This window comes from Cellulosimicrobium sp. NPDC057862 (genome assembly GCF_042797035.1).
Classification (GTDB): Bacteria; Actinomycetota; Actinomycetes; order Actinomycetales; family Cellulomonadaceae; genus Cellulosimicrobium.
In genome coordinates this window covers 501884-519819 of record NZ_JBHVMH010000001.1, presented here as the reverse complement: position 1 = coordinate 519819, position 17936 = coordinate 501884, and the positions used below count along the sequence as shown (strand labels likewise).

18 protein-coding genes are annotated in these 17936 nt (G+C 73.7%); 12 read left to right on the top strand and 6 right to left on the bottom strand.

What is annotated here, in order from left to right; genetic code table 11:
• Nucleotides 1-68 precede the first annotated feature (68 nt).
• Both ACFVN3_RS02185 and ACFVN3_RS02180 read left to right on the top strand, forming a co-directional pair.
• Entirely contained in the window at nt 69-674 is a 606-nt protein-coding gene (locus ACFVN3_RS02185; RefSeq protein WP_378230094.1) for a TetR/AcrR family transcriptional regulator, read from the top strand.
• Nucleotides 675-679: 5 nt separating this feature from the next.
• Nucleotides 680-1327, top strand: a complete 648-nt coding sequence (locus ACFVN3_RS02180) for a uridine kinase (protein WP_378230092.1) — start codon at nt 680-682, stop codon at nt 1325-1327.
• 49 nt (nt 1328-1376) lie between these two features.
• On the opposite strand, the gene ACFVN3_RS02175 is transcribed toward ACFVN3_RS02180, so the two are convergent.
• A complete protein-coding gene (locus ACFVN3_RS02175; protein WP_378230090.1) occupies nt 1377-1859 on the bottom strand; it encodes a glutathione peroxidase in 483 nt (160 codons plus the stop codon).
• Nucleotides 1860-1995: 136 nt separating this feature from the next.
• Between ACFVN3_RS02175 and ACFVN3_RS02170 the strand changes: the two genes are divergently transcribed.
• The 5 genes from ACFVN3_RS02170 to ACFVN3_RS02150 all read left to right on the top strand — a co-directional run bounded on the left by ACFVN3_RS02170 (nt 1996) and on the right by ACFVN3_RS02150 (nt 6053).
• Nucleotides 1996-2562 carry a DUF6993 domain-containing protein gene (locus tag ACFVN3_RS02170; RefSeq protein ID WP_378230088.1) on the top strand — a complete coding sequence of 189 codons (567 nt, stop codon included), beginning with the start codon at nt 1996-1998 and terminating at the stop codon, nt 2560-2562.
• A gap of 142 nt (nt 2563-2704) precedes the next feature.
• Nucleotides 2705-3499, top strand: a complete 795-nt coding sequence (locus ACFVN3_RS02165; RefSeq protein WP_378230086.1) for an SDR family NAD(P)-dependent oxidoreductase — start codon at nt 2705-2707, stop codon at nt 3497-3499.
• A 75-nt stretch (nt 3500-3574) separates the two neighbouring features.
• Nucleotides 3575-4270 (top strand): DNA alkylation repair protein, encoded by a 696-nt coding sequence (locus ACFVN3_RS02160; RefSeq protein ID WP_378230084.1) that lies wholly within the window; start codon nt 3575-3577, stop codon nt 4268-4270.
• A 29-nt stretch (nt 4271-4299) separates the two neighbouring features.
• Nucleotides 4300-4692 (top strand): nuclear transport factor 2 family protein, encoded by a 393-nt coding sequence (locus ACFVN3_RS02155; RefSeq protein ID WP_378230082.1) that lies wholly within the window; start codon nt 4300-4302, stop codon nt 4690-4692.
• Nucleotides 4693-5066: 374 nt separating this feature from the next.
• Nucleotides 5067-6053, top strand: coding sequence for a sugar phosphate isomerase/epimerase family protein (locus tag ACFVN3_RS02150; protein WP_378230080.1), 987 nt, complete (start codon nt 5067-5069; stop codon nt 6051-6053).
• A gap of 61 nt (nt 6054-6114) precedes the next feature.
• On the opposite strand, the gene ACFVN3_RS02145 is transcribed toward ACFVN3_RS02150, so the two are convergent.
• The 3 genes from ACFVN3_RS02145 to ACFVN3_RS02135 all read right to left on the bottom strand — a co-directional run bounded on the left by ACFVN3_RS02145 (nt 6115) and on the right by ACFVN3_RS02135 (nt 9357).
• On the bottom strand, nt 6115-6912 hold the full coding sequence (locus ACFVN3_RS02145) for an alpha/beta hydrolase fold domain-containing protein (RefSeq protein WP_378230078.1): 798 nt from the start codon (nt 6910-6912) through the stop codon (nt 6115-6117).
• A 46-nt stretch (nt 6913-6958) separates the two neighbouring features.
• A complete protein-coding gene (locus tag ACFVN3_RS02140) occupies nt 6959-8284 on the bottom strand; it encodes an MFS transporter (protein WP_378230076.1) in 1326 nt (441 codons plus the stop codon).
• A 119-nt stretch (nt 8285-8403) separates the two neighbouring features.
• Entirely contained in the window at nt 8404-9357 is a 954-nt protein-coding gene (locus tag ACFVN3_RS02135; protein WP_378230074.1) for a PhzF family phenazine biosynthesis protein, read from the bottom strand.
• A 167-nt stretch (nt 9358-9524) separates the two neighbouring features.
• Between ACFVN3_RS02135 and ACFVN3_RS02130 the strand changes: the two genes are divergently transcribed.
• Nucleotides 9525-12848, top strand: a complete 3324-nt coding sequence (locus ACFVN3_RS02130) for a family 16 glycoside hydrolase (protein ID WP_378230072.1) — start codon at nt 9525-9527, stop codon at nt 12846-12848.
• 279 nt (nt 12849-13127) lie between these two features.
• Nucleotides 13128-15413 (top strand): MMPL family transporter, encoded by a 2286-nt coding sequence (locus tag ACFVN3_RS02125; RefSeq protein WP_378230070.1) that lies wholly within the window; start codon nt 13128-13130, stop codon nt 15411-15413.
• A 12-nt stretch (nt 15414-15425) separates the two neighbouring features.
• On the opposite strand, the gene ACFVN3_RS02120 is transcribed toward ACFVN3_RS02125, so the two are convergent.
• Nucleotides 15426-15932, bottom strand: coding sequence for an FBP domain-containing protein (locus ACFVN3_RS02120; protein ID WP_378230068.1), 507 nt, complete (start codon nt 15930-15932; stop codon nt 15426-15428).
• Between the two features lie 686 nt (nt 15933-16618).
• On the opposite strand from ACFVN3_RS02120, the gene atpC reads away from it, so the two are divergent.
• Nucleotides 16619-16933 carry an ATP synthase F1 subunit epsilon gene (gene atpC, locus ACFVN3_RS02115; protein ID WP_378230066.1) on the top strand — a complete coding sequence of 105 codons (315 nt, stop codon included), beginning with the start codon at nt 16619-16621 and terminating at the stop codon, nt 16931-16933.
• 3 nt (nt 16934-16936) lie between these two features.
• On the opposite strand, the gene ACFVN3_RS02110 is transcribed toward atpC, so the two are convergent.
• Nucleotides 16937-17335, bottom strand: a complete 399-nt coding sequence (locus ACFVN3_RS02110; protein WP_378230064.1) for a VOC family protein — start codon at nt 17333-17335, stop codon at nt 16937-16939.
• An 89-nt stretch (nt 17336-17424) separates the two neighbouring features.
• Here ACFVN3_RS02110 and ACFVN3_RS02105 point away from each other — a divergent pair, with 89 nt between their 5' ends.
• Complete coding sequence (locus ACFVN3_RS02105) at nt 17425-17673, top strand: DUF2630 family protein (RefSeq protein WP_378230062.1); 249 nt, start codon at nt 17425-17427, stop codon at nt 17671-17673.
• Between the two features lie 20 nt (nt 17674-17693).
• The gene (locus tag ACFVN3_RS02100; protein WP_378230060.1) at nt 17694-17927 is read left to right on the top strand and encodes a hypothetical protein; all 234 of its coding nucleotides are present in this window, start codon (nt 17694-17696) and stop codon (nt 17925-17927) included.
• Nucleotides 17928-17936: the final 9 nt, after the last annotated feature.

Sequence of the window (17936 nt, the reverse complement as noted above, 5' to 3'; positions counted from 1 at the left end):
ACCGTAGGGCACGTCTGCGCGTTTGGCAATACGCAACGTCTCGTCTCGGGCCGGACTAGGCTGACCGCATGTCGACCCCCGACCCCGCACGCCGCAACGAGAGCTCACGCCGCGCCGTCCTCACGGCCACGCTCGACCTCCTCCAGGAGGTGCCCTACGCGCGCCTGAGCATCGAGGGCATCGCCACGCGCGCCGGCGTCGGCAAGCAGACGATCTACCGCTGGTGGCCCTCGAAGGCCGCCGTCCTCTTCGACGCGTTCCTCCTCCTCAGCGAGGCGGGGGAGGGCGAGGCGCCGCAGCTCCCCGACACCGGAGACCTCCGGGCCGACCTCACCCTCGTGCTCCGGGCGACCGTCGCCGAGCTGAACGACCCCCGCCTCGCCGAGCCGATGCGCGCGCTCGCCACCGAGGCCGCGCACGACGAGGCGCTCGCCGCGGCGTACCACGAGCGCCTCGACGCCCCGCTCCGCGAGGCCAAGCGGGCGAGGTTGCGCAGCGCGCAGGAGGCCGGGGAGCTGGCCGACGACCTCGACCTCGACGTCGCGGCCGACATCATCTGGGGCCCCGTGCTGAACCGGTGGCTCCAGCGCAGCGGTCCCCTGACCGACGAGTACGTCGACGCGCTCCTCGACATCGCGCTCCGCGGAATGCTGCGGCGCGCCGAGGCCTCCTGACGGCCGTGCGCGTCGAACCGGTGACCGAGGGCGTCCTCGCGGACCGGGTCGTGGACCTCGTCCTCGGGTTCCGGCGCGGGGACCGGGCGACGGTGCCCGACGACGCGGTGCGGCTCCTCGTCGACGGCCACCCGTCCGCACGGCCCGAGGCGCTCGCGGACCTGCTGGTCGCACCTCTGCGGGCTGCCGGCCGACCGGTCGCGCGGGTGCGCGTGCAGGACTTCTGGCGTCCCGCGTCGCTGCGGCTCGAGCACGGCCGGGAGGACCCGGACGCGCTGCTCGACGCGTGGATCGACGTCGCGGGCCTCAACCGCGAGGTGCTCGACGCCGTCGGCCCGGGCGGGCCCGGGCGCTACGTGCCGAGCCTGCGCGACCCCGCGACGAGCCGGTCCACGCGCGCGGCGTACGTGGCCGCGGAGCCCGGGCTCGTCGTCGTGCTCGACGGCGCGCTGGCCCTCGGCCGCGGGCTCGCCGTCGACCTCTCCGTCCACCTGGCGCTGCACGCACCGACGCTCGCGCGCCGCACCCCGGCGGAGGACGCCTGGACGCTCGACGCGTACGCGCGCTACGAGCGGGAGGTGCGCCCCGCGGAGGTGGCCGACGTCGTCGCGCGGGTCGACGACGCGCGGCACCCCGCGCTCGTCGTGCGCTGACGCGCGTCCTCGGGCACCGCGCGCCGACACCCCCAGTCGGGTGGTGCGCTCAGCGGGGCAGGTGCGTCTCGACGAGGTCGACGATCGCGGGGTCGTCGGGCAGGGTGCGGGGGCGGAAGCGGTGCACCTCGCCGCCGGGCACGACGACGAACTTCTCGAAGTTCCACGTGACCCGGCCGGCCTTGCCCTCGGCGTCCTCGGCCTTCTTCAGCTCCTGGTAGAGCGGGTGGGCGTGACGTCCGTTGACGCGCACACGGTCGACCACGGGGAACGTCACGCCGTACGTGAGCGAGCAGAACTCCTGGATCGCCTCGTTCGTGCCGAGCTCCTGGAGGAACTGGTTGCTCGGGAACCCGATGACGGTGAACCCACGGTCGCGGTACTTCTCCTGCATCGCCTCGAGCGTCGCGTACTGCGGCGCGAGGCCGCACCGCGACGCGACGTTCACGACGAGCACGACGTCGTCCGCGTGCTCGCGCAGGGTGTGCGTCGTCCCGTCCATGGCGTCGAACGGGATGTCGTACAGGCTCATGCGGGGATCTCCTGACGGTCGGACGGAGGTGGTTCGCCTCCCATCCTGCACCCCGACGACGCCCGAGATGTGAAGATCCCGGGTCGAGGTCGCGCCCGCGGTCGCCGCGGAGCACCCCGCCCGCAAGACTCGCCTCATGGCCACCCCGGACCCGGACGACCTCGGCCCAGACGGCACCTCGCGCCTCGGGCGCGCGGTCGTCGGCGTGGTCGTGGGGATCGCGATCTTCGCGTTCGTCGGCGTCGTGGGGTACTTCCTCTTCATGTCGTACGCCATGCAGCAGTGGGCGAACTCGTACGACTCCTCGCAGCCCCAGGTCACGGTCACGGCCGAGGACACGAACGCCGTCGAGCACGGGACCGGGCTCGACGCGTCCAACGAGGCGTACCGGCAGCGGATGGGCACGCCCGAGGACCACGCCGAGGCGGCGCTCTCCGTGCCCGCGGTCCAGGCAGCTCTGGAGCCGCTCGCCGACGGGTCCGCCGTCACGGGTGACGAGGTCTGGGACACGCTCGTCGCGGCGGGCTACGAGCACGTGCAGGTCTCGGACAAGAACGCGAGCGGTGATCTCGTCCCGGTCGTCGGCGTGGGCGTCGGGGTGCCCGGCGGCTGCGTGTACGGGGCGGTCGCGCCCGACGCCGTCACGCTCGACGCCGGGGGACCGATCGCCGACGGCGGGTGCCTGGAGATGCCATCGCACTGACGTCCTCGCGGACGCTTCGGCGAGATCGGCCCGTGCGTCCGAGATCGACCTTCGGTGGGTCGATCTCGCGACCTGCGGGTCGACCTGGGTACGGTCAGCGGGGGTGGGCGACGGCGCCCGCGCAGGTGACGGAGGGTGAGACATGCGGATCGAGGGCAGGGTCGCCCTGGTGACGGGAGGGGCCTCGGGCCTCGGGCGCGCGACGGCGGAGGGCCTGGTCGCGGCGGGGGCGCGGGTGGTCCTCGCGGACCTCGCGTCGTCCGACGGAGCCGCGGTCGCCGCTGCGCTGGGCGACGCGGCGCGGTTCGTCCCCACGGACGTGACGAGCGAGGCCGACGTCGCGCGGGCGCTCGACGCGGCGGACGCCCTCGGCGGGGCGCGCGTCGTGGTGAGCTGCGCCGGGATCGTGCTCGCGCAGCGCGTGCTCGGCAGGTCGGGGGTGCACGCCCTCGACGCGTTCCGGCGGATCGTGGACGTCAACCTGGTCGGGACGTTCAACGTCGTCCGGCTCGCGGCCGAGCGCATGCTCGCGCTCGCCCCGCTGGGGTCGGACGGGTCTGACGGTGAGGACTCTGCGGGGGAGGAGCGCGGCGTCGTCGTGCAGACCGCGTCGGTCGCGGCGTTCGACGGGCAGGTCGGCCAGGCCGCCTACGCGGCCTCCAAGGCGGGCGTCGCGGGCCTCACCCTGCCGCTCGCGCGCGACCTCGCGCAGCACCGCATCCGCGTCATGACGATCGCGCCCGGCATCTTCCGTACCCCGATGATGGCGTCGCTGCCCGAGGCGGCGCAGGAGTCGCTCGGCGCGCAGGTGCCGCACCCGAGCCGGCTCGGCCGCCCGGAGGAGTACGCGCACCTGGTGCGCGCGATCGTCGAGAACCCGATGCTCAACGGCGAGGTGATCCGCCTCGACGGCGCGATCCGCATGGCGCCGCGCTGAGCGCACGGACCACGGGCGCGCCGCGGCGCGGACCACGGGACCGCGGGCGACCGCCCGCACGAGAGGAGGAGGACGATGCCGCCGTACACGACGGCGACCGACTTCCGCGCCGACCTGCTCGCGCGCGCGAGCGCGGCCCAGCGCCGCGCCTACACCCGGTACTTCCCCGGTGACGACACGCTCGCCGGGGTGAGGATGGGGGACGTGTTCACGCTCGCGAAGAGCGCGTTGGACCTGCCGGTGGACCAGATCGAGCTGCTGCTCGAGGACCGGGTCCACGAGGTCCGTGCGGGCGGCTGCTCGATCATGGGCAAGTCGGCGACGGCCCGGCGCGTCACCGTCGAGCGGCACGCGGAGCTCGTCGAGCTCTTCCTGCGCCGTCACGACAGGATCGACACGTGGGACCTCGTGGACCTCACCGCGTACCAGGTGCTCGGGTCGTGGCTCCTCGACCGGCCGCGCGACGTCCTCGACAGCCTCGCCCGGGCGCCGGACTGGCCGCGGCGGCGCTCCGCGATCGTCGCGACGGCCGCGTTCCTGCGCCGCGGTCAGGTCGACGACACGTTCCGGCTCTCCGAGGTCCTCGTCGACGACCCCGAGCCCTACGTGCAGAAGGGCGTGGGCTGGATGCTGCGCCACGCGGGCGACGTCGAGCCCGAGCGGCTGCGCGCGTTCCTCGAGGTCCACGCCGCGACCATGCCGCGCGACGTGCTGCGCGCCGCGGTGGAGAAGCTGCCGCCCGCGGAGCGCAAGGAGTGGCTCGCGCGCTGACGGACCCGGACGAGCGGGGGAGCGACGTCATGACGGAGGACCAGGGGACCCGTGCGGCCTTCGCCGCGCTGCTGCGCGCGTGGGGCGACGCGCTCGTCGCGAACGACCCCGCCGCGATCGACACGTTCGTCGACCCGGGCTGGGTCGTCGTGGGGACGGACGGGAACGCCCAGCCGCGCGACGGCTTCCTCGCGGTCGTCGCGTCGGGCGAGCTCGTGCACACCGAGATGTCGTCGGACCTCGTCACGGTGAGCGTGCACGACGACGTCGCGGTCACCCTCGCGCGCGGCGTCTCCGCGGGCACGTGGCGGGGGACGCCGTTCCGCGACGAGGAGTGGTCGGTCGACACCTTCGTCCGTCGCGGCGACGCGTGGCGCTGCGTCCACACCGCGATCGTCCCCGCCAGGTCGGGCGGGTCGTGACCGAGGGAGCCCGCGACCCAGCCCGGGTGCGGCGTGCACGGGCTCGCCGACGACCGCCCATCGACGAACTTTCGACTTTTGATTGACACCCGACAGAAGCCTCGTAGGATGACGACCGGGTGGTAGGTGAAAGTTCACCCGAGGAACGCGCTCCTCCGGCACGACGACGTGCGGAGGACTCGCTCGAGGACGAGACGAGGAGGACCAGACGCGGGGTGCTGTTCGGCCCTGACGAGGACGGACGACGAAGCGGACCGCCCGAGGACCTGTCGTCGGTGACGAGGAGCGCCGTGTGCCGCTGACTCGCTGCCGACCTGTACCACCGCGGTGCGGCTCGCCCGAGCCGCACCGTCACATCCCTCGAAGGAGAGACGATGAGCAAGTCTCAGATGACGCGCCGCAGCCTGATCAAGGCGCTCGCGACGTCGACCGTGGCCGTCGGTCTCGGTGCCGCCGTCGCCCCGGTGGCCAACGCCGCCCCCGCTCCCACCGCGGCCGGGCCGCTCGCGGCCGCGGGCAACGGTCGCCTGGTCCCCCCGGGCAAGATCGGCATCCAGCTCTACTCGATCCGTGACAAGGTCTCGAGCCTCGGGTTCCGGACGGTGTTCGAGCAGCTCGCCGACATCGGCTACTCCGAGATCGAGTTCGCCGGCTACACCCAGGGCCAGGTCGGCACGATCACCCCGGAGGAGATCCGCCAGCTCCTCGACGACAACGGGCTGCGGGCCGTCGGCTCCCACGTCAGCCTCAACGCGCTGCGCAACGACCTCGCGCGCCAGCTCGAGATCGCCAACATCCTCGGCATGCCGCACGTCGGCACGGCGAACGCCCCGACGAACGTCAACACGGTCGACGGGTACCGCGCGGCCGCGGACGAGTTCAACGCGTGGGGTGCGCAGGCGAGCGCCGCAGGGCTCAAGCTCTACCAGCACAACCACGCGGGCGAGTTCGCGTTCGCGACGGACCAGCCCGAGGTGCGCCTGTACGACGTCTTCTTCGACAACACCGACCCCCGCCACGTGTTCCTCGAGATGGACGTCTACTGGGCCTTCGTGGGTCAGTACCGCTTCCCCGGCTTCGAGCCCATCGACTACGTGCGCAACAACCCGCACCGCTACCCGCTCCTGCACCTCAAGGACGGCGCGCGCAACGAGGCGAACCCGAACGGGTTCGACATCATCGAGTTCGACGCGGGCGACCTGCCCTACCGCGAGTTCCTCCGTGCGACGAAGGCACGCGGCACGCGCTGGGGCATCTGGGAGCAGGACAACGCCCCCACGACGGCCGTCCCGCCGAACCCGGTCGACTCGTTCGGCAACGCCCGACGCAGCTACACGTCGATCCTCGGCCTGCGCGGCTGAGGCACCCGGCCTCGAGGGCCCCGTCCGCGGCTGCGCGGGCGGGGCCCTCGTGCGTGCGCGGTCAGACGTCGCGCACGAACGCCCGGAGACCCGCGAGCACAGCGGGCCCGTCGTCGCCGCCGAGGAACCCGTGGCTGGCGCCGGGCACCTCGACGAGCTCGCAGCGGACGCCGTCGCGCGCGCACGACGCGGCGAGCGTCCGGGCCTCGGGCAGCAGCGCGTCCTGGTCGCCGACCGCGACGAACGTCGGCGGGAGCGGCGACGCGTCGAGGTCGAGCCGCGGCGCGTCCGCGAGGTGCTCCACGCGCGCCCACGCGCGGAAGGACTCGGCGGACAGCGCGGCGTCGGGCCCGCCCGGTCGGTCCCGGTCGAACGACCCGAGCGTGAGGTCGAGGTTGGGGTTCGTCAGCGCCAGCCACGCCGGGGCGAGCGGTGTCCCGTGGGCGAGGCGGGCGGCCACGACGGCGACCGCCCCGCCCGCGGAGTCGCCGAACAGGGCGCGCCGCTCGACGCCCTCCGCGGCGAGCAGCGCCAGCGCGACGGTCGCGTCCCCGGCGGCCTCGGCGAGCGTGCCCTCGGGCGCGAGCCGATAGTCGACCGAGACGACGACGGACGCGAGCGCGGTCGCGATGCGCCGGCACGAGGCGTCCTGGAGCTCCAGGTCCCCGAACAGCCCGTACCCGCCGTGCAGGAACACGACCCCCGAGCCGGCGTCGTGCACCCCTGGGACGTAGCGGCGCATCGCGACGCCGTCCCGGGCCTCGTCCCGTACCGTTCCGGCGAACGGCTGCCGGGGCCGGGCCAGGGCGCGCTCGCGGGCCTCGCGTCGCAGCGTCGTGAACTTCTCGGTGAGCTCCACGGGTCGATTCTCGGTCGTCGCGCTCGCCGGCGGTGGGGCCAGGGTCCTACCTCGTGGGCTCGGGGTCCTCGGCGGGCACCGCGGCCGCAGGGTGCGGTGCCGGGCGGGGGAGCGGGCGCACCTGGCCGGCGACGGCGAGCGACAGGACGGTCGCGGCGCAGATGACCAGGAGCATGTGGCGCGCCCCGACCTGGTCGACGAGCAGGCCGAGCAGCGGCGGCGCGGTGAGCATGGCGACGGTCGAGAACGACGTCGCGACGGCGACGCGCGGTGCGGCGTGGGCGGGGTCGTCGGACGCCGCGGCGATGGCGACGGGGTTCGCGAGCGCCGCGCCGCAGCCCCACAGCACGATGCCGACCCACGCGAGCGGCAGGCTCGGCGCGAGGCCGAAGACGAGCAGCCCGACGAGCGCGGAGACGCCCGACGCGCGCAGCACCGACACGCGCCCGAACCGGTCGATGAGGCCCGTCCCGGCGAACCGGAACACCGTCATCGCTCCCACGAACGTCCCGTACGCGACCGCGCCGAGCGCCTCGCGCACCTCGAACCCGTCGACGACCGCGATGGAGAGCCAGTTGCCCGCCGACCCCTCGGACAGCGACGACGCGAGGAGCACGAGCCCGATGAGGAGCGTGCGCGGCTCGCGCCACGCGGCGAGCGCGGCGCGCACCCCGGCCCCGCGGCGGGGCGCGGTCGCGGCCGAGGGCGCGGGGCCGTCGTCGACCAGGTCCGTGGTGCCCGACGGCGCGACCTGGTCGGGCGCGAGCGCGGTCGCGGGGGCGATGAGCACGGCGCGTGCCACGGTGACGGCGAGCGTCACGACGACGATCTGCACGGTGATGCCGACGTGCGCCCACGAGAACGCGGCCGCGACGAGCGCGCCGCCCGCCGCGCCGATCGAGAACGCGGCGTGGAAGTGGGGGAGGATCGCCCGCCCGACGTGCTGCTCGACGGACGCCGCACAGATGTTGATCGGCACGTTGGTCAGTGCGCCGCACACGCCGTTGAGGAACGCGCCGACCGCGAAGAGGGCGACGCCGCCCGTCCCGGTGCCGAGCGCGACCAGCCCGAACCCGACGACGTTCCCCACGGTCGCGACGACGAGCGTCGTGCGGCTGCCGAACCGTGCCACGACCGCGCCCGCGGACACCACGGACACGAGCGAGCCCAGACCGCCCACGACGAGCAGCAGGCCGAGCTGGCTCGCGCTGATCCCGAGCGCCTCGCGGACCGAGGGCAGGCGGCTCATCCACGACGCGCCGATGACCCCGAACAGCCCGAACTGCACCATGAGCGCCCAGCGGGCGCGCGCGACGACCGGTCGCTCCGTCAGGGCGCGACCGGACCCGGAAACAGGTGGGGTTCTTGACACTTGCCCCAGTCTACGGAGCCCGGGACACGCCGAGCCCGGGAATATCGCCGGGATCGGGTGCCGAACCCGGCCGCGTCCCCGGGTTCGGCACCGGGGCGCCGGCCGTCACCCGGCGTGGCTCAGAGGCGGACGGTCCCCGCGACGCACGTGACGCTCGCGCCGCCGACCCAGACCGTCCCCGAGCCGTCCCGCTCGACGTGCACGCGACCGGCCCGGCCGAGGGCCGCGCCCTGGGCGGCGACGTAGCGGTCTGGGAGACGGCCGTCGCGCACGAGCCACTGCCCGACGACGGCGTTGAGGCTCCCGGTGACCGGGTCCTCCGGGATGCCCATCGCGAGCGCGAACCCGCGGACCTCGACCGCCGCGCCGTCGGGGCCGTCGTCGTCGCCGTACAGCCCGGCGACCCCGACGGACAGGTCGGGGTGCTCGACACGCAGGCGCGACCAGTCGGGTGCGAGCCCGGCGACGCGGTCGGCGGAGTCGAGCAGCACGACGCGCCACCCGGGTCCGTTGTCGAGCACGCGGTGGTCGAGCACGGCGTCGTCGGGGACGCCGAGCGCGGCGACGATCGCGGCGAGGTCGTCGGCGGGGACCGGCTCGTCCGCGAGCAGGTCGGGCGCGGCGAACGCGAGCCGTCCGGGCCCGGCCGGCTCTTCCTGCGGCGCGTCCGGCGCGACGGCGGCGCGCGCCTCGCGGCGGATCGTCACCAGGCCGACGCCGCACTCCTGCACGACGGCGTCGCCCGCCCGGGGCGCGCCGCCCGCCTCGAGCCACGCGTGGCACGAGCCGAGCGTCGGGTGCCCGGCGAAGGGGAGCTCGCCGCCGGGGGTGAAGATTCGCAGGCGGTAGTCGGCGCCACCCGCGGCCCCCTCCGCGGTCGGCGGGAGGAGGAATGTCGTCTCCGAGAGGTTCGTCCAGCGGGCGAACGCGGCCATCTCCTCGTCGGTGAGGCCGTCGCCGTCGAGCACGACCGCGACGGGGTTGCCGAGGGTCGGGACCTCGGTGAACACGTCGACCTGCGCGAACGGCCGGGACGCGGTGCTGTCGGCGATGTCGCCGTGGCGTGCGTTCATGCCTCTGAGCGTACGTCCGGGCAGGCCAGAGCACTTTTGTCGATCGTAAGACGGAAGTTGTAGACACATCGATAGAACGAGGGCTAGCCTGTCCAGCGTTGTCATCGACGGAGCCAGGCAGGGGTTACGCTCCGTGGACTCGAAGTCCGACCGAGTAAGGAGCAACGATGCTCGAACGCACCAGCCTGCCGGTATCCCGCCGGATCAGGTACCGACGCGGCGCGGCCGCCCTCACCCTCGGCGCCGTGGTCGTCGCGGGCTGGGCCGTCCCCGCCGCGGCAGATCTCCCCGAGCAGGAGCCCGGCGTCACGCTGCGGACCTTCCAGCTCGCGCAGAACCCCGGGGCCGTCTGCACCCTGAAGTCCGGCCAGACCCCCAACGTCGACAAGCTCATGCCGACCATCGACTGGTCGACGGCCGAGCAGTTCGGCGCGGAGGACAACTTCATCTCGCAGGTGAGCGCGAACCTGCACGTCCCCGCCGACGGCCAGTACCAGTTCCGCGTGACCAACGACGACGGCGCGCTCGTCTACATCGACGGCCAGCTCGTCGTCGAGAACGACGGCCCGAACGACTCGACGTCCGTCGAGGGCAGCGCGACGCTCACCGCGGGCGTGCACGACCTGCGGGTCGACTACTACGAGGGCGGCGACAAGCAGCGCCTCACGCTCGCGTGGAAGACGCCGGGCAGCTCGACGTTCGAGGTCATCCCGACGTCGGCGCTCAGCACCGAGGCAGGCGTCGTGCGCGTGACCGCGCCCGGCTACAAGTACTGCGAGGGCGCCACCGACACGGCCGGCGACGGCCTGCGCCTCGACACGGTCAACCCCAACTACGACCTCGTCGACCTGCGCCCCGCGGGCTTCGAGCCCAAGGTCTCGGGCCTGGCGTTCACGCCGGACGAGAAGCTCGCCGTCGTGACGACGGGCGAGGTCAGCTCCGGCGGCTGGCGCCCCGACCCGGTGTCCGGCGAGGTGTACTTCCTCGACGGCGTCGTCGGTGCGGACGGCCCCGAGGACGTCACGGCGACCCTGGTCGCGGACGAGCTGCTCAACCCGATGGGCATCGAGGTCGTCGAGGACTCGATCTTCGTCTCCGAGCGCTACCAGCTCACCCAGCTCACCGACCCCGACGGCGACGGGTTCTACGACCAGCACACGAAGATCGCGGAGTGGCCCGACGGCGGCAACTTCCACGAGTTCGCGTTCGGCCTGATCCACGACGAGGACTACTTCTACGTCAACCTCTCCGTCGCCATCAACAACGGCGGTGCGACGACCAACCCGCAGCCGGCGGCCAACCGCGGCACGTCGATCAAGATCGACCGCGAGACGGGCGAGGTCTCCTACGTCGCCGGCGGTCTCCGCACGCCGAACGGCATCGGCTTCGGCCCCGAGGGCGAGATCTTCGCGACGGACAACCAGGGCGCCTGGCTCCCGTCGAACAAGCTGATCCACGTCCAGCAGGACCACTTCTACAACCACTACACGAACCCGGCCGGCCCGTTCGACTCGAACCCCGTCGCCCCGCCGGCCGTGTGGCTCCCGCAGAACGAGATCGCCAACTCCCCGGGCAACCCGGTCCTCGTCCAGGACGGCGAGTTCGCCGGCCAGATGCTGCTCGGCGACGTCACGTACGGCGGCATCCAGCGCGCGTTCCTCGAGAAGGTCGACGGCGAGTTCCAGGGTGCGGTCTTCCGCCACACCGCGGGGCTCGAGGTCGGCGCCAACCGCACCATCTACGGCCCCGACGGCGCGATCTACGTCGGCGGCACCGGTGAGGGCGGCAACTGGGGCGAGTCCGGCAAGCTCCGGTTCGGCCTCCAGAAGCTCGTCCCCGTGAACGAGGACTCCTTCGACATGAAGGAGATGCGCGTGGTCGAGGGCGGCTTCGAGATCGAGTACACCGACCCGGTGTCCGACGAGGTCGTCGAGAAGCTCGCCGACGCGTACCAGGTCAAGCAGTGGCGCTACGTGCCGACCCAGCAGTACGGCGGCCCGAAGGTCGACGAGGAGCCCCTCTTCGTCACGGACGCCACGGTGTCCGAGGACCGCACGACCGTCACGCTGCAGATCGACGGCCTCAAGCCCGGCCACGTCGTCTACATCCGCTCGCCGCGCCCGTTCGCGTCGGCGGAGGGCACGGAGCTCCTCAGCACCGAGGCCTGGTACACGCTCAACTCGCTGCCCGGCTACGTCGCCCCGGCCGACCGCGGCTGGTACGAGGCGGAGCTCGCGCAGCCGCTCGGCAGCTCGAGTATCGGCTCGGACCACAGCAACTACTCGGGCTCCGGCTTCGCCGCGGGCATGACCACGGTCGGCGCGGGCCGCACGTTCTCCGTGACCGTCCCCGAGGCGGGCACCTACCCGGTCAACGTGCGCTACGCCAACGGCATCCACCCGTACACCACGCTGCGGGCGAAGAACGTGTCGCTCCACGTGAACGGCGCGGACCTCGGTCAGTGGAACTTCCCCACGACGGGCAGCTGGAAGGACTGGGGCGTCCTGACGCGGAACCTCGAGCTCCAGGCCGGCGTCAACACGATCACGCTCGCGTACGAGGCGGGCGACGAGGGCAACATCAACATCGACGTCCTGTCGCTCGGCGAGAACCCGGACATCTGCTCGCCGGGTGAGGTCGAGGACGGCTACACCGCGATCTACGACGGCACCCTCGCGAGCCTCCAGGAGGGCTGGCGCATGGCCGGTCCGGGCGGCTTCGGCCGCCAGGAGGACTGCTCGATCCGCGGTGCGGGTGGCATGGGCCTGCTCTGGTACGACCAGGAGCTCGGCGAGAACTACAGCCTGAAGCTCGACTGGAAGCTCACGAAGGACGACAACGGCGGCGTGTTCGTCGGGTTCCCGAACCCGGGCGACGACCCGTGGGTGGCCGTCAACAAGGGCTACGAGATCCAGATCGACGCGACCGACGCCGACGACCGCACCACCGGCGCGGTCTACACGTTCCAGGGCGCCGACGAGGCAGCCCGGGACGCCGCCCTCAAGCCGGTCGGGCAGTGGAACGCGTACGACATCCGGGTCGAGGGAGACCGCATCCGCATCTACCTCAACGACGTGCTCGTCAACGACTTCACGAGCACCGACCCCGCGCGACTGGTGAACAGCTTCATCGGGATCCAGAACCACGGCAACGGCGAGATGGTCAACTACCGGAACATCCGGTTCAAGGAGCTGACCGACGAGCCGGTCGAGGAGCTCGCGATCTCGACGACGGTCCAGACCCGCTGCATGGCGGGCAAGGTCTACGTCGCGGTCCGTGCCACGAACGACGACACGGTGCCGGCCGACATCACGCTGACGACGCCGTTCGGGACGAAGACGGTGACCGGCGTCCAGCCGGGTGCCTCCGCGTACCAGTCGTTCGCGACGCGCTCGGCCTCGGTCGAGGCGGGCACCGCCCAGGTGGCGGCGACGGGCGGCGACCTGACGTTCCAGGCGGACGTCGCCTACGAGGCCGCGAGCTGCGGCTGACGTGAGACCCCGGGGCGGGCGGCGTGAGCCGTCCGCCCCGGGACGGACCGGGCGGGGGCGGCAGCACGAGCCGTCCCCGCCCGTCCCGTCTCACCCCTTTCTCCACCTCAGTGAAACCCGAGGCGCCCTTCGCACGGGCGGAGCGTGGTCCGACGGCGCTCCCACCCTCGCGTAGGGTGCTCACCTCACGCCTCGCTCCCCGCGGGGCCTCGCACGACCCCCCGTGCACGACCTCTCGCACGACTCCCGCACGACGTTCCTCGACGAGGAGGACAGCCCATGGCGCTCGGACGCCTCCTGCACCGGACCGGACGGTTCGCCGCGCGCCGTCGCGCCGTCGTCCTCGGCGTCTGGGCCGTCCTCCTCGTCCTCGGCGCGGTGCTCGGCGGAGCCGTCTTCGACAAGACGACCGACGTCGAGCCCGCACCGCCCGGCAGCGCCTCCGCCCTCGCGGCCGAGCGCCTCGACGAGCTCAAGCCCGAGGGCGAGACCGTCGTCGCCGTCCTGTCCGGGCGCGACTACTTCTCCACGGAGCTGATCACCCAGGCCAGCGAGGTGATGCACGGCATCCGCGCGATGCCCGGCGTCGTCGAGCTGTTCGACGCCTACACCGGCGGCGGCCTCATCGCCGACGACGGCCAGGGCTCCCTCGTCATCGTCGAGCTCGACCCCGCGCTGTCCGACGACGAGGCGCTGGCGCTCGCGCACCAGGTCGCCGACGCGCTCCACACCATCGACACCCCCGAGGTGCTCGTCGGCGGCGCCCTGCTCGCCGAGGAGGCGTTCGTCGACCAGGCGATCACCGATGCCGCCGTGGGGGAGGGCGCCGCGATCGTCGTGCTGCTCGTCGTGCTCGTCGTCGTCCTCGGCGGCCTGCGCGCCGGCCTGGTGCCGCTGCTGTCCGCGCTCGCCGCGATCGCGGTCGCGCTGCTCGTGCTCAGCGGGCTGCTGGGGATCGTCCCCGTCAACGAGTTCGCCGTGAACGTCGTGACGCTGCTCGGCCTCGGGCTCACGGTCGACTACTCCCTGCTCGTCCTGGCGCGCTTCCGCGAGGAGCGCGCCGAGAACCCGGGCCTCCCCCTCGACGAGCTCGTCGGGCGCACCCTCGCGACCGCCGGGCGCGCCGTGCTCGCGTCGGGGCTCGCCGTCGCGATCGCACTGACCGGCCTGCTCCTGCTCGGCGACTCGCTGCTCTCCGGCATGGCCGTCGGAGGCGCGATCGTCGTGCTCGTCGCGACCGCCGCGGGGCTCACGCTCGTGCCCGCGCTCGTCGCGTCCTGGCACCGCGCCATCCCCGCCCCCGGCGCCCGCACCTGGTCCCACCCGTGGACCGGGCGCGGCGGCGCCGGGACGCTCGGTCGCCTCGCCCGCACCGCCCAGCGGCACGCCGTGCTCGTCACGCTCGGCGCGACGGCCCTCCTCCTCGCGCTCGCCGCGCCGCTCGGCTCGATGACGCTCGGCAGCTCCGAGGTCCACTCCCTGGCCGCCGACGCCGAGGCGCGCCTCGCCGCCGACGCGTCCACCTCGCGCTTCGCCGACCTCGGCGTCACCCCGATCACGGTGCTCGTCGAGGCACCCCGCGGTGACGAGACCGCCTCCGCCTACCTCGACCAGGTCGCGGCCCTGCCCGGCGTCGAGGACGCGATGCAGGACACCGACTACCCGCCCGAGGTCCTCGTCGTCGACGTCACGCCCGACGTCGGCGAGGGCGGCGACGCGACCGCCGCCGAGGCCCAGGACCTGCTGCGCGCGATCCGCGCGATCGACACCGCCGGCCTCGACGTGCACGTCGCCGGCCCGGCCGCCGAGGTGGTCGACACCCAGGAGCACCTCGCGCAGCGCCTCCCGCTCGCCGCGGGCGTCGTCGTGCTCGCGACGTTCGCGCTCCTCTTCCTGCTCACGGGCTCGCTCGTCGTGCCGCTCAAGGCGCTCGTGCTCAACCTGCTCACGCTCGTCGCGACGCTCGGCGTGCTCGTCTCGGTGTTCCAGCACGGCGTCGGCGCCTCGCTGCTCGGGTTCGAGCCGTGGGGCGCGCTCGACGTCACGACGCCGCTGCTCATCGGCATGCTCGTGTTCGGCCTGTCGACCGACTACGAGGTGTTCCTCCTCGCGCGCACGGCCGAGGAGTGGCGCGCCCGCACGCCCGGCGAGGACCCACGCGCCGCGAACGACCGGGCCGTGCTCCGCGGCATCACCGCGACCGGCCCGGTCGTCACGACGGCGGCCGTCGCCATCGGCATCGTGTTCCTCGGCTTCGCGGCGGGCGAGCTCGTCGCGATGAAGGAGGTCGGCGTCGGCATGGCCGTCGCCGTGCTGCTCGACGTGACCGTGGTGCGCGGGCTCCTGCTCCCCGCGACCATGACGCTCCTCGGTCGCTGGAACTGGTGGCCGTGGTGGCGGGAAGGTTCCGACGGTTCCGTCCGGGCGAAGGCTCCGCGGGGGCGCGACGGGTCTTCCATCCGCCGCTCGTCCCTCGCGGCTCCCGCCAGACCCGCCGCGAGCCGTCACACCCCCGCTCCGCCCTCGCCCTCGTCTTCCGCCTCACCTTCCGCTCCGCCGAGGTAGAACCGCCGTCGGTCAGACGTCGCGCATGACCTCGGTGACGAAGCGGGCGGAGCGCTCGCGGAGGCCGTCGACGCGGAGCTCGACGAACAGCTCGCGCACCGACTCGTCGTCGCCGATCTCGGTGCGGGTCGGGGCACGGCGCACGTTCTGCGAGCACAGGAACTGCGTGCAGATGAGGGTGCCGACGGTGTTGCCGCGGCGCCCGGCGGCGCCGGCGCGCCGCGCGACGTAGAGGCTCACGTCGTCCGTCACGACGACGTCCTCGCACCACGCGCAGACGGCGCGCTTGCGCATGCCGCCCGTCTTGGCGTCGGTGGAGCGCAGCAGGACGCCGCGCGGCTCGCCGTCGACCACGACGACGGCGTACGCGAGCAGCGGCGCCTTGCGGTCGCGCCACCCGAGGTAGTCGAGGCGGTCCCAGTCGAGCGCGTCGAGCTCGGGGAGGGTCGCCTGCGCGGCCTCGCGCTTGGAGGCGTTGACGAACGACGCGCGGATCTGCTTCTCGGTCAGGGGAATCATGGGTTCAGGGCTTCCGTGTCGGTACGGTCCCACCCTGCCCGACGGCGTGCCGCGGCGCAGGCGGTCGGCTCACGACGACACAGGGTCGCCATGGCGCACGACGGCGCCGCTCGGCCGAGGCGGGGAAGGTGGGGATGACGGCAGGCCCGCGACCGCCGTCGCCAAGACCCTGCTGAGCGCGGGGTGCCCGTCGTCAGCAACGCGACATGACGACAGAGACGCAGCAGTCAACGGGGCGGGGCGCCGAGGTCGGCGTCCGGCCGAGGATCTCAGCGGGTGACGGTGCGGGAGGGGAGGGCGCCCGAGCAGGCCGCCATGGCCACCTCGCAGCCTGCGGTGCCGTGCATCCGCGTCTCCTCGTCCCGTGCGGTGCGCCGTCCGGCGCGACCTGATCCGTGGTCGTGCCCGTCCGGCACGACGAACGGCTGCCCTCGGCAACCGTCACCCTCGATGGTGCGCCTCGCCCCCCGCCGTCGTCAACGTGATTCCGCTCGCGCGGCGACGTCCGGCCGCCGAACCCGGGGTTCCTCCCCAGGGTGCGCTCCGCGTGGGGAGCGACCCCGGGCTCGGCGTACGGCGTGCCCGGTGACCTCCGGCGCCCGGAAAGGGACGAAAGGCGACGGGTCCGGGCTCTGCCGGGCGCGAGACTCGGAGGCTCCGCCACCCGTCGTCGAGGAGGATCCTCCGTGCCCGTCGCGCCGTCGCCGTCCGAGACCGCCGCTCCCGTGGAGGAGCGCCTGGTGTCCGTCGAGGTGGTGGTGCCGTCCGGGGTGTTCTGGTCGGGCCCGGCACGCAGCGTCACGGTCCCGTCGGTGTCCGGCACCCTCGGGATCCTCGCGCGGCACCAGCCCGTCGCGGCGACCTTGAAGGCCGGGCGCGTGCGGCTGCGCACGCCCGACCGCCCGACGGCGGAGCTGCGCATCGGCGGCGGCTTCGTCGTGGTCGACGACGACGAGGTGACGATCCTCGCCGACGACGCGACCTGGGTGCAGGCCCGCTAGTCCCTACGCGGGGTCGGGCACCGGACCGAGCTGCACGACGACGATCCGGTGCCCGTCAGGGTCGTGGACGTGCGCGAACCGGTCCCCGGACTCGGCGTCGGCGTCGGGGCCGACGAACGGCTCGACCCCCACGCCGGCCAGCCGGGCGAGGGTCGCATCGAGGTCGTCGACGTAGAGCACGAGGTTCGGCAGACCGTGGCGCACGAGGGGCGCACCGCCCGCGGGGAGCGGGACGAGCCACAGCCCGGGCTCGTCGACCCGACCCGGTCCGACGTGCAGCAGCGGGAAGCCGTCCGTCTCGCCGCGGAACAGCGTCCCGAACCCGAACCCGCCCGCCCAGAACGCGGCGCTCGCGTCGAGGTCGTGGCACAGCAGGACGGTGCGGCCGATCGTCGTCGTCATGCGGCGAGCCTAGGCCGTGCCGCCGGCGTCCCCCCGCCCGACGCCTGGCCTCCCGGGCGCGCGTGCGCCGTCGGGCATACCGTGGACGCATGGCGACCGACGGCGGCATCCGCAGGACGATCAGCGACCTCGTGGCGCAGGAGCGCGAGCTCCGCGAACAGTTCGCGCAGGGGGAGATCACCGGGGGCCGGGAGCACGAGCGGCTCCGCGCGATCGAGGTCGAGCTCGACCAGTGCTGGGACCTGCTGCGCCAGCGCGACGCGGCCCGCGAGTTCGGGAGCGACCCGGATGCCGCGACCGTGCGCGACCCCGGTACCGTGGAGGGGTACCTGGACTGACCCGCACCGAAGGAGCCCTTGTGAGCACGCAGGACACGCAGCAGATCCCCACCGGCACCGAGGGGCGCGACGTCGCGGACCGCGCGGGCGCGGTCGCCCGGTTCGTCGTCGCCTTCGCGCTGTTCGTGGGCGGGCTCGTGCTCATGGGCTCGGGCATGTCGGGCGTGGACGGCGGCGTGTGGCTCTTCGTCGGCGGCCTCGCCGCCTCGACGCTCGCGTTCGCGCTCCCGATGTCGGGCGCCGCGGAGCGCTGACCCACCCGC

Excerpts from the sequence above, each read along its gene's own strand:
- ACFVN3_RS02130 (WP_378230072.1), top strand. The coding sequence starts at position 9,525 with ATGCTCGAACGCACCAGCCTGCCGGTATCCCGCCGGATCAGGTACCGA.
- ACFVN3_RS02175 (WP_378230090.1), bottom strand. The coding sequence starts at position 1,859 with ATGAGCCTGTACGACATCCCGTTCGACGCCATGGACGGGACGACGCAC.
- ACFVN3_RS02150 (WP_378230080.1), top strand. The coding sequence starts at position 5,067 with ATGAGCAAGTCTCAGATGACGCGCCGCAGCCTGATCAAGGCGCTCGCG.
- ACFVN3_RS02105 (WP_378230062.1), top strand. The coding sequence starts at position 17,425 with ATGGCGACCGACGGCGGCATCCGCAGGACGATCAGCGACCTCGTGGCG.
- ACFVN3_RS02125 (WP_378230070.1), top strand. The coding sequence starts at position 13,128 with ATGGCGCTCGGACGCCTCCTGCACCGGACCGGACGGTTCGCCGCGCGC.
- ACFVN3_RS02135 (WP_378230074.1), bottom strand. The coding sequence starts at position 9,357 with ATGAACGCACGCCACGGCGACATCGCCGACAGCACCGCGTCCCGGCCG.
- ACFVN3_RS02110 (WP_378230064.1), bottom strand. The coding sequence starts at position 17,335 with ATGACGACGACGATCGGCCGCACCGTCCTGCTGTGCCACGACCTCGAC.
- ACFVN3_RS02120 (WP_378230068.1), bottom strand. The coding sequence starts at position 15,932 with ATGATTCCCCTGACCGAGAAGCAGATCCGCGCGTCGTTCGTCAACGCC.
- ACFVN3_RS02185 (WP_378230094.1), top strand. The coding sequence starts at position 69 with ATGTCGACCCCCGACCCCGCACGCCGCAACGAGAGCTCACGCCGCGCC.
- ACFVN3_RS02155 (WP_378230082.1), top strand. The coding sequence starts at position 4,300 with ATGACGGAGGACCAGGGGACCCGTGCGGCCTTCGCCGCGCTGCTGCGC.
- ACFVN3_RS02170 (WP_378230088.1), top strand. The coding sequence starts at position 1,996 with ATGGCCACCCCGGACCCGGACGACCTCGGCCCAGACGGCACCTCGCGC.
- ACFVN3_RS02165 (WP_378230086.1), top strand. The coding sequence starts at position 2,705 with ATGCGGATCGAGGGCAGGGTCGCCCTGGTGACGGGAGGGGCCTCGGGC.
- ACFVN3_RS02160 (WP_378230084.1), top strand. The coding sequence starts at position 3,575 with ATGCCGCCGTACACGACGGCGACCGACTTCCGCGCCGACCTGCTCGCG.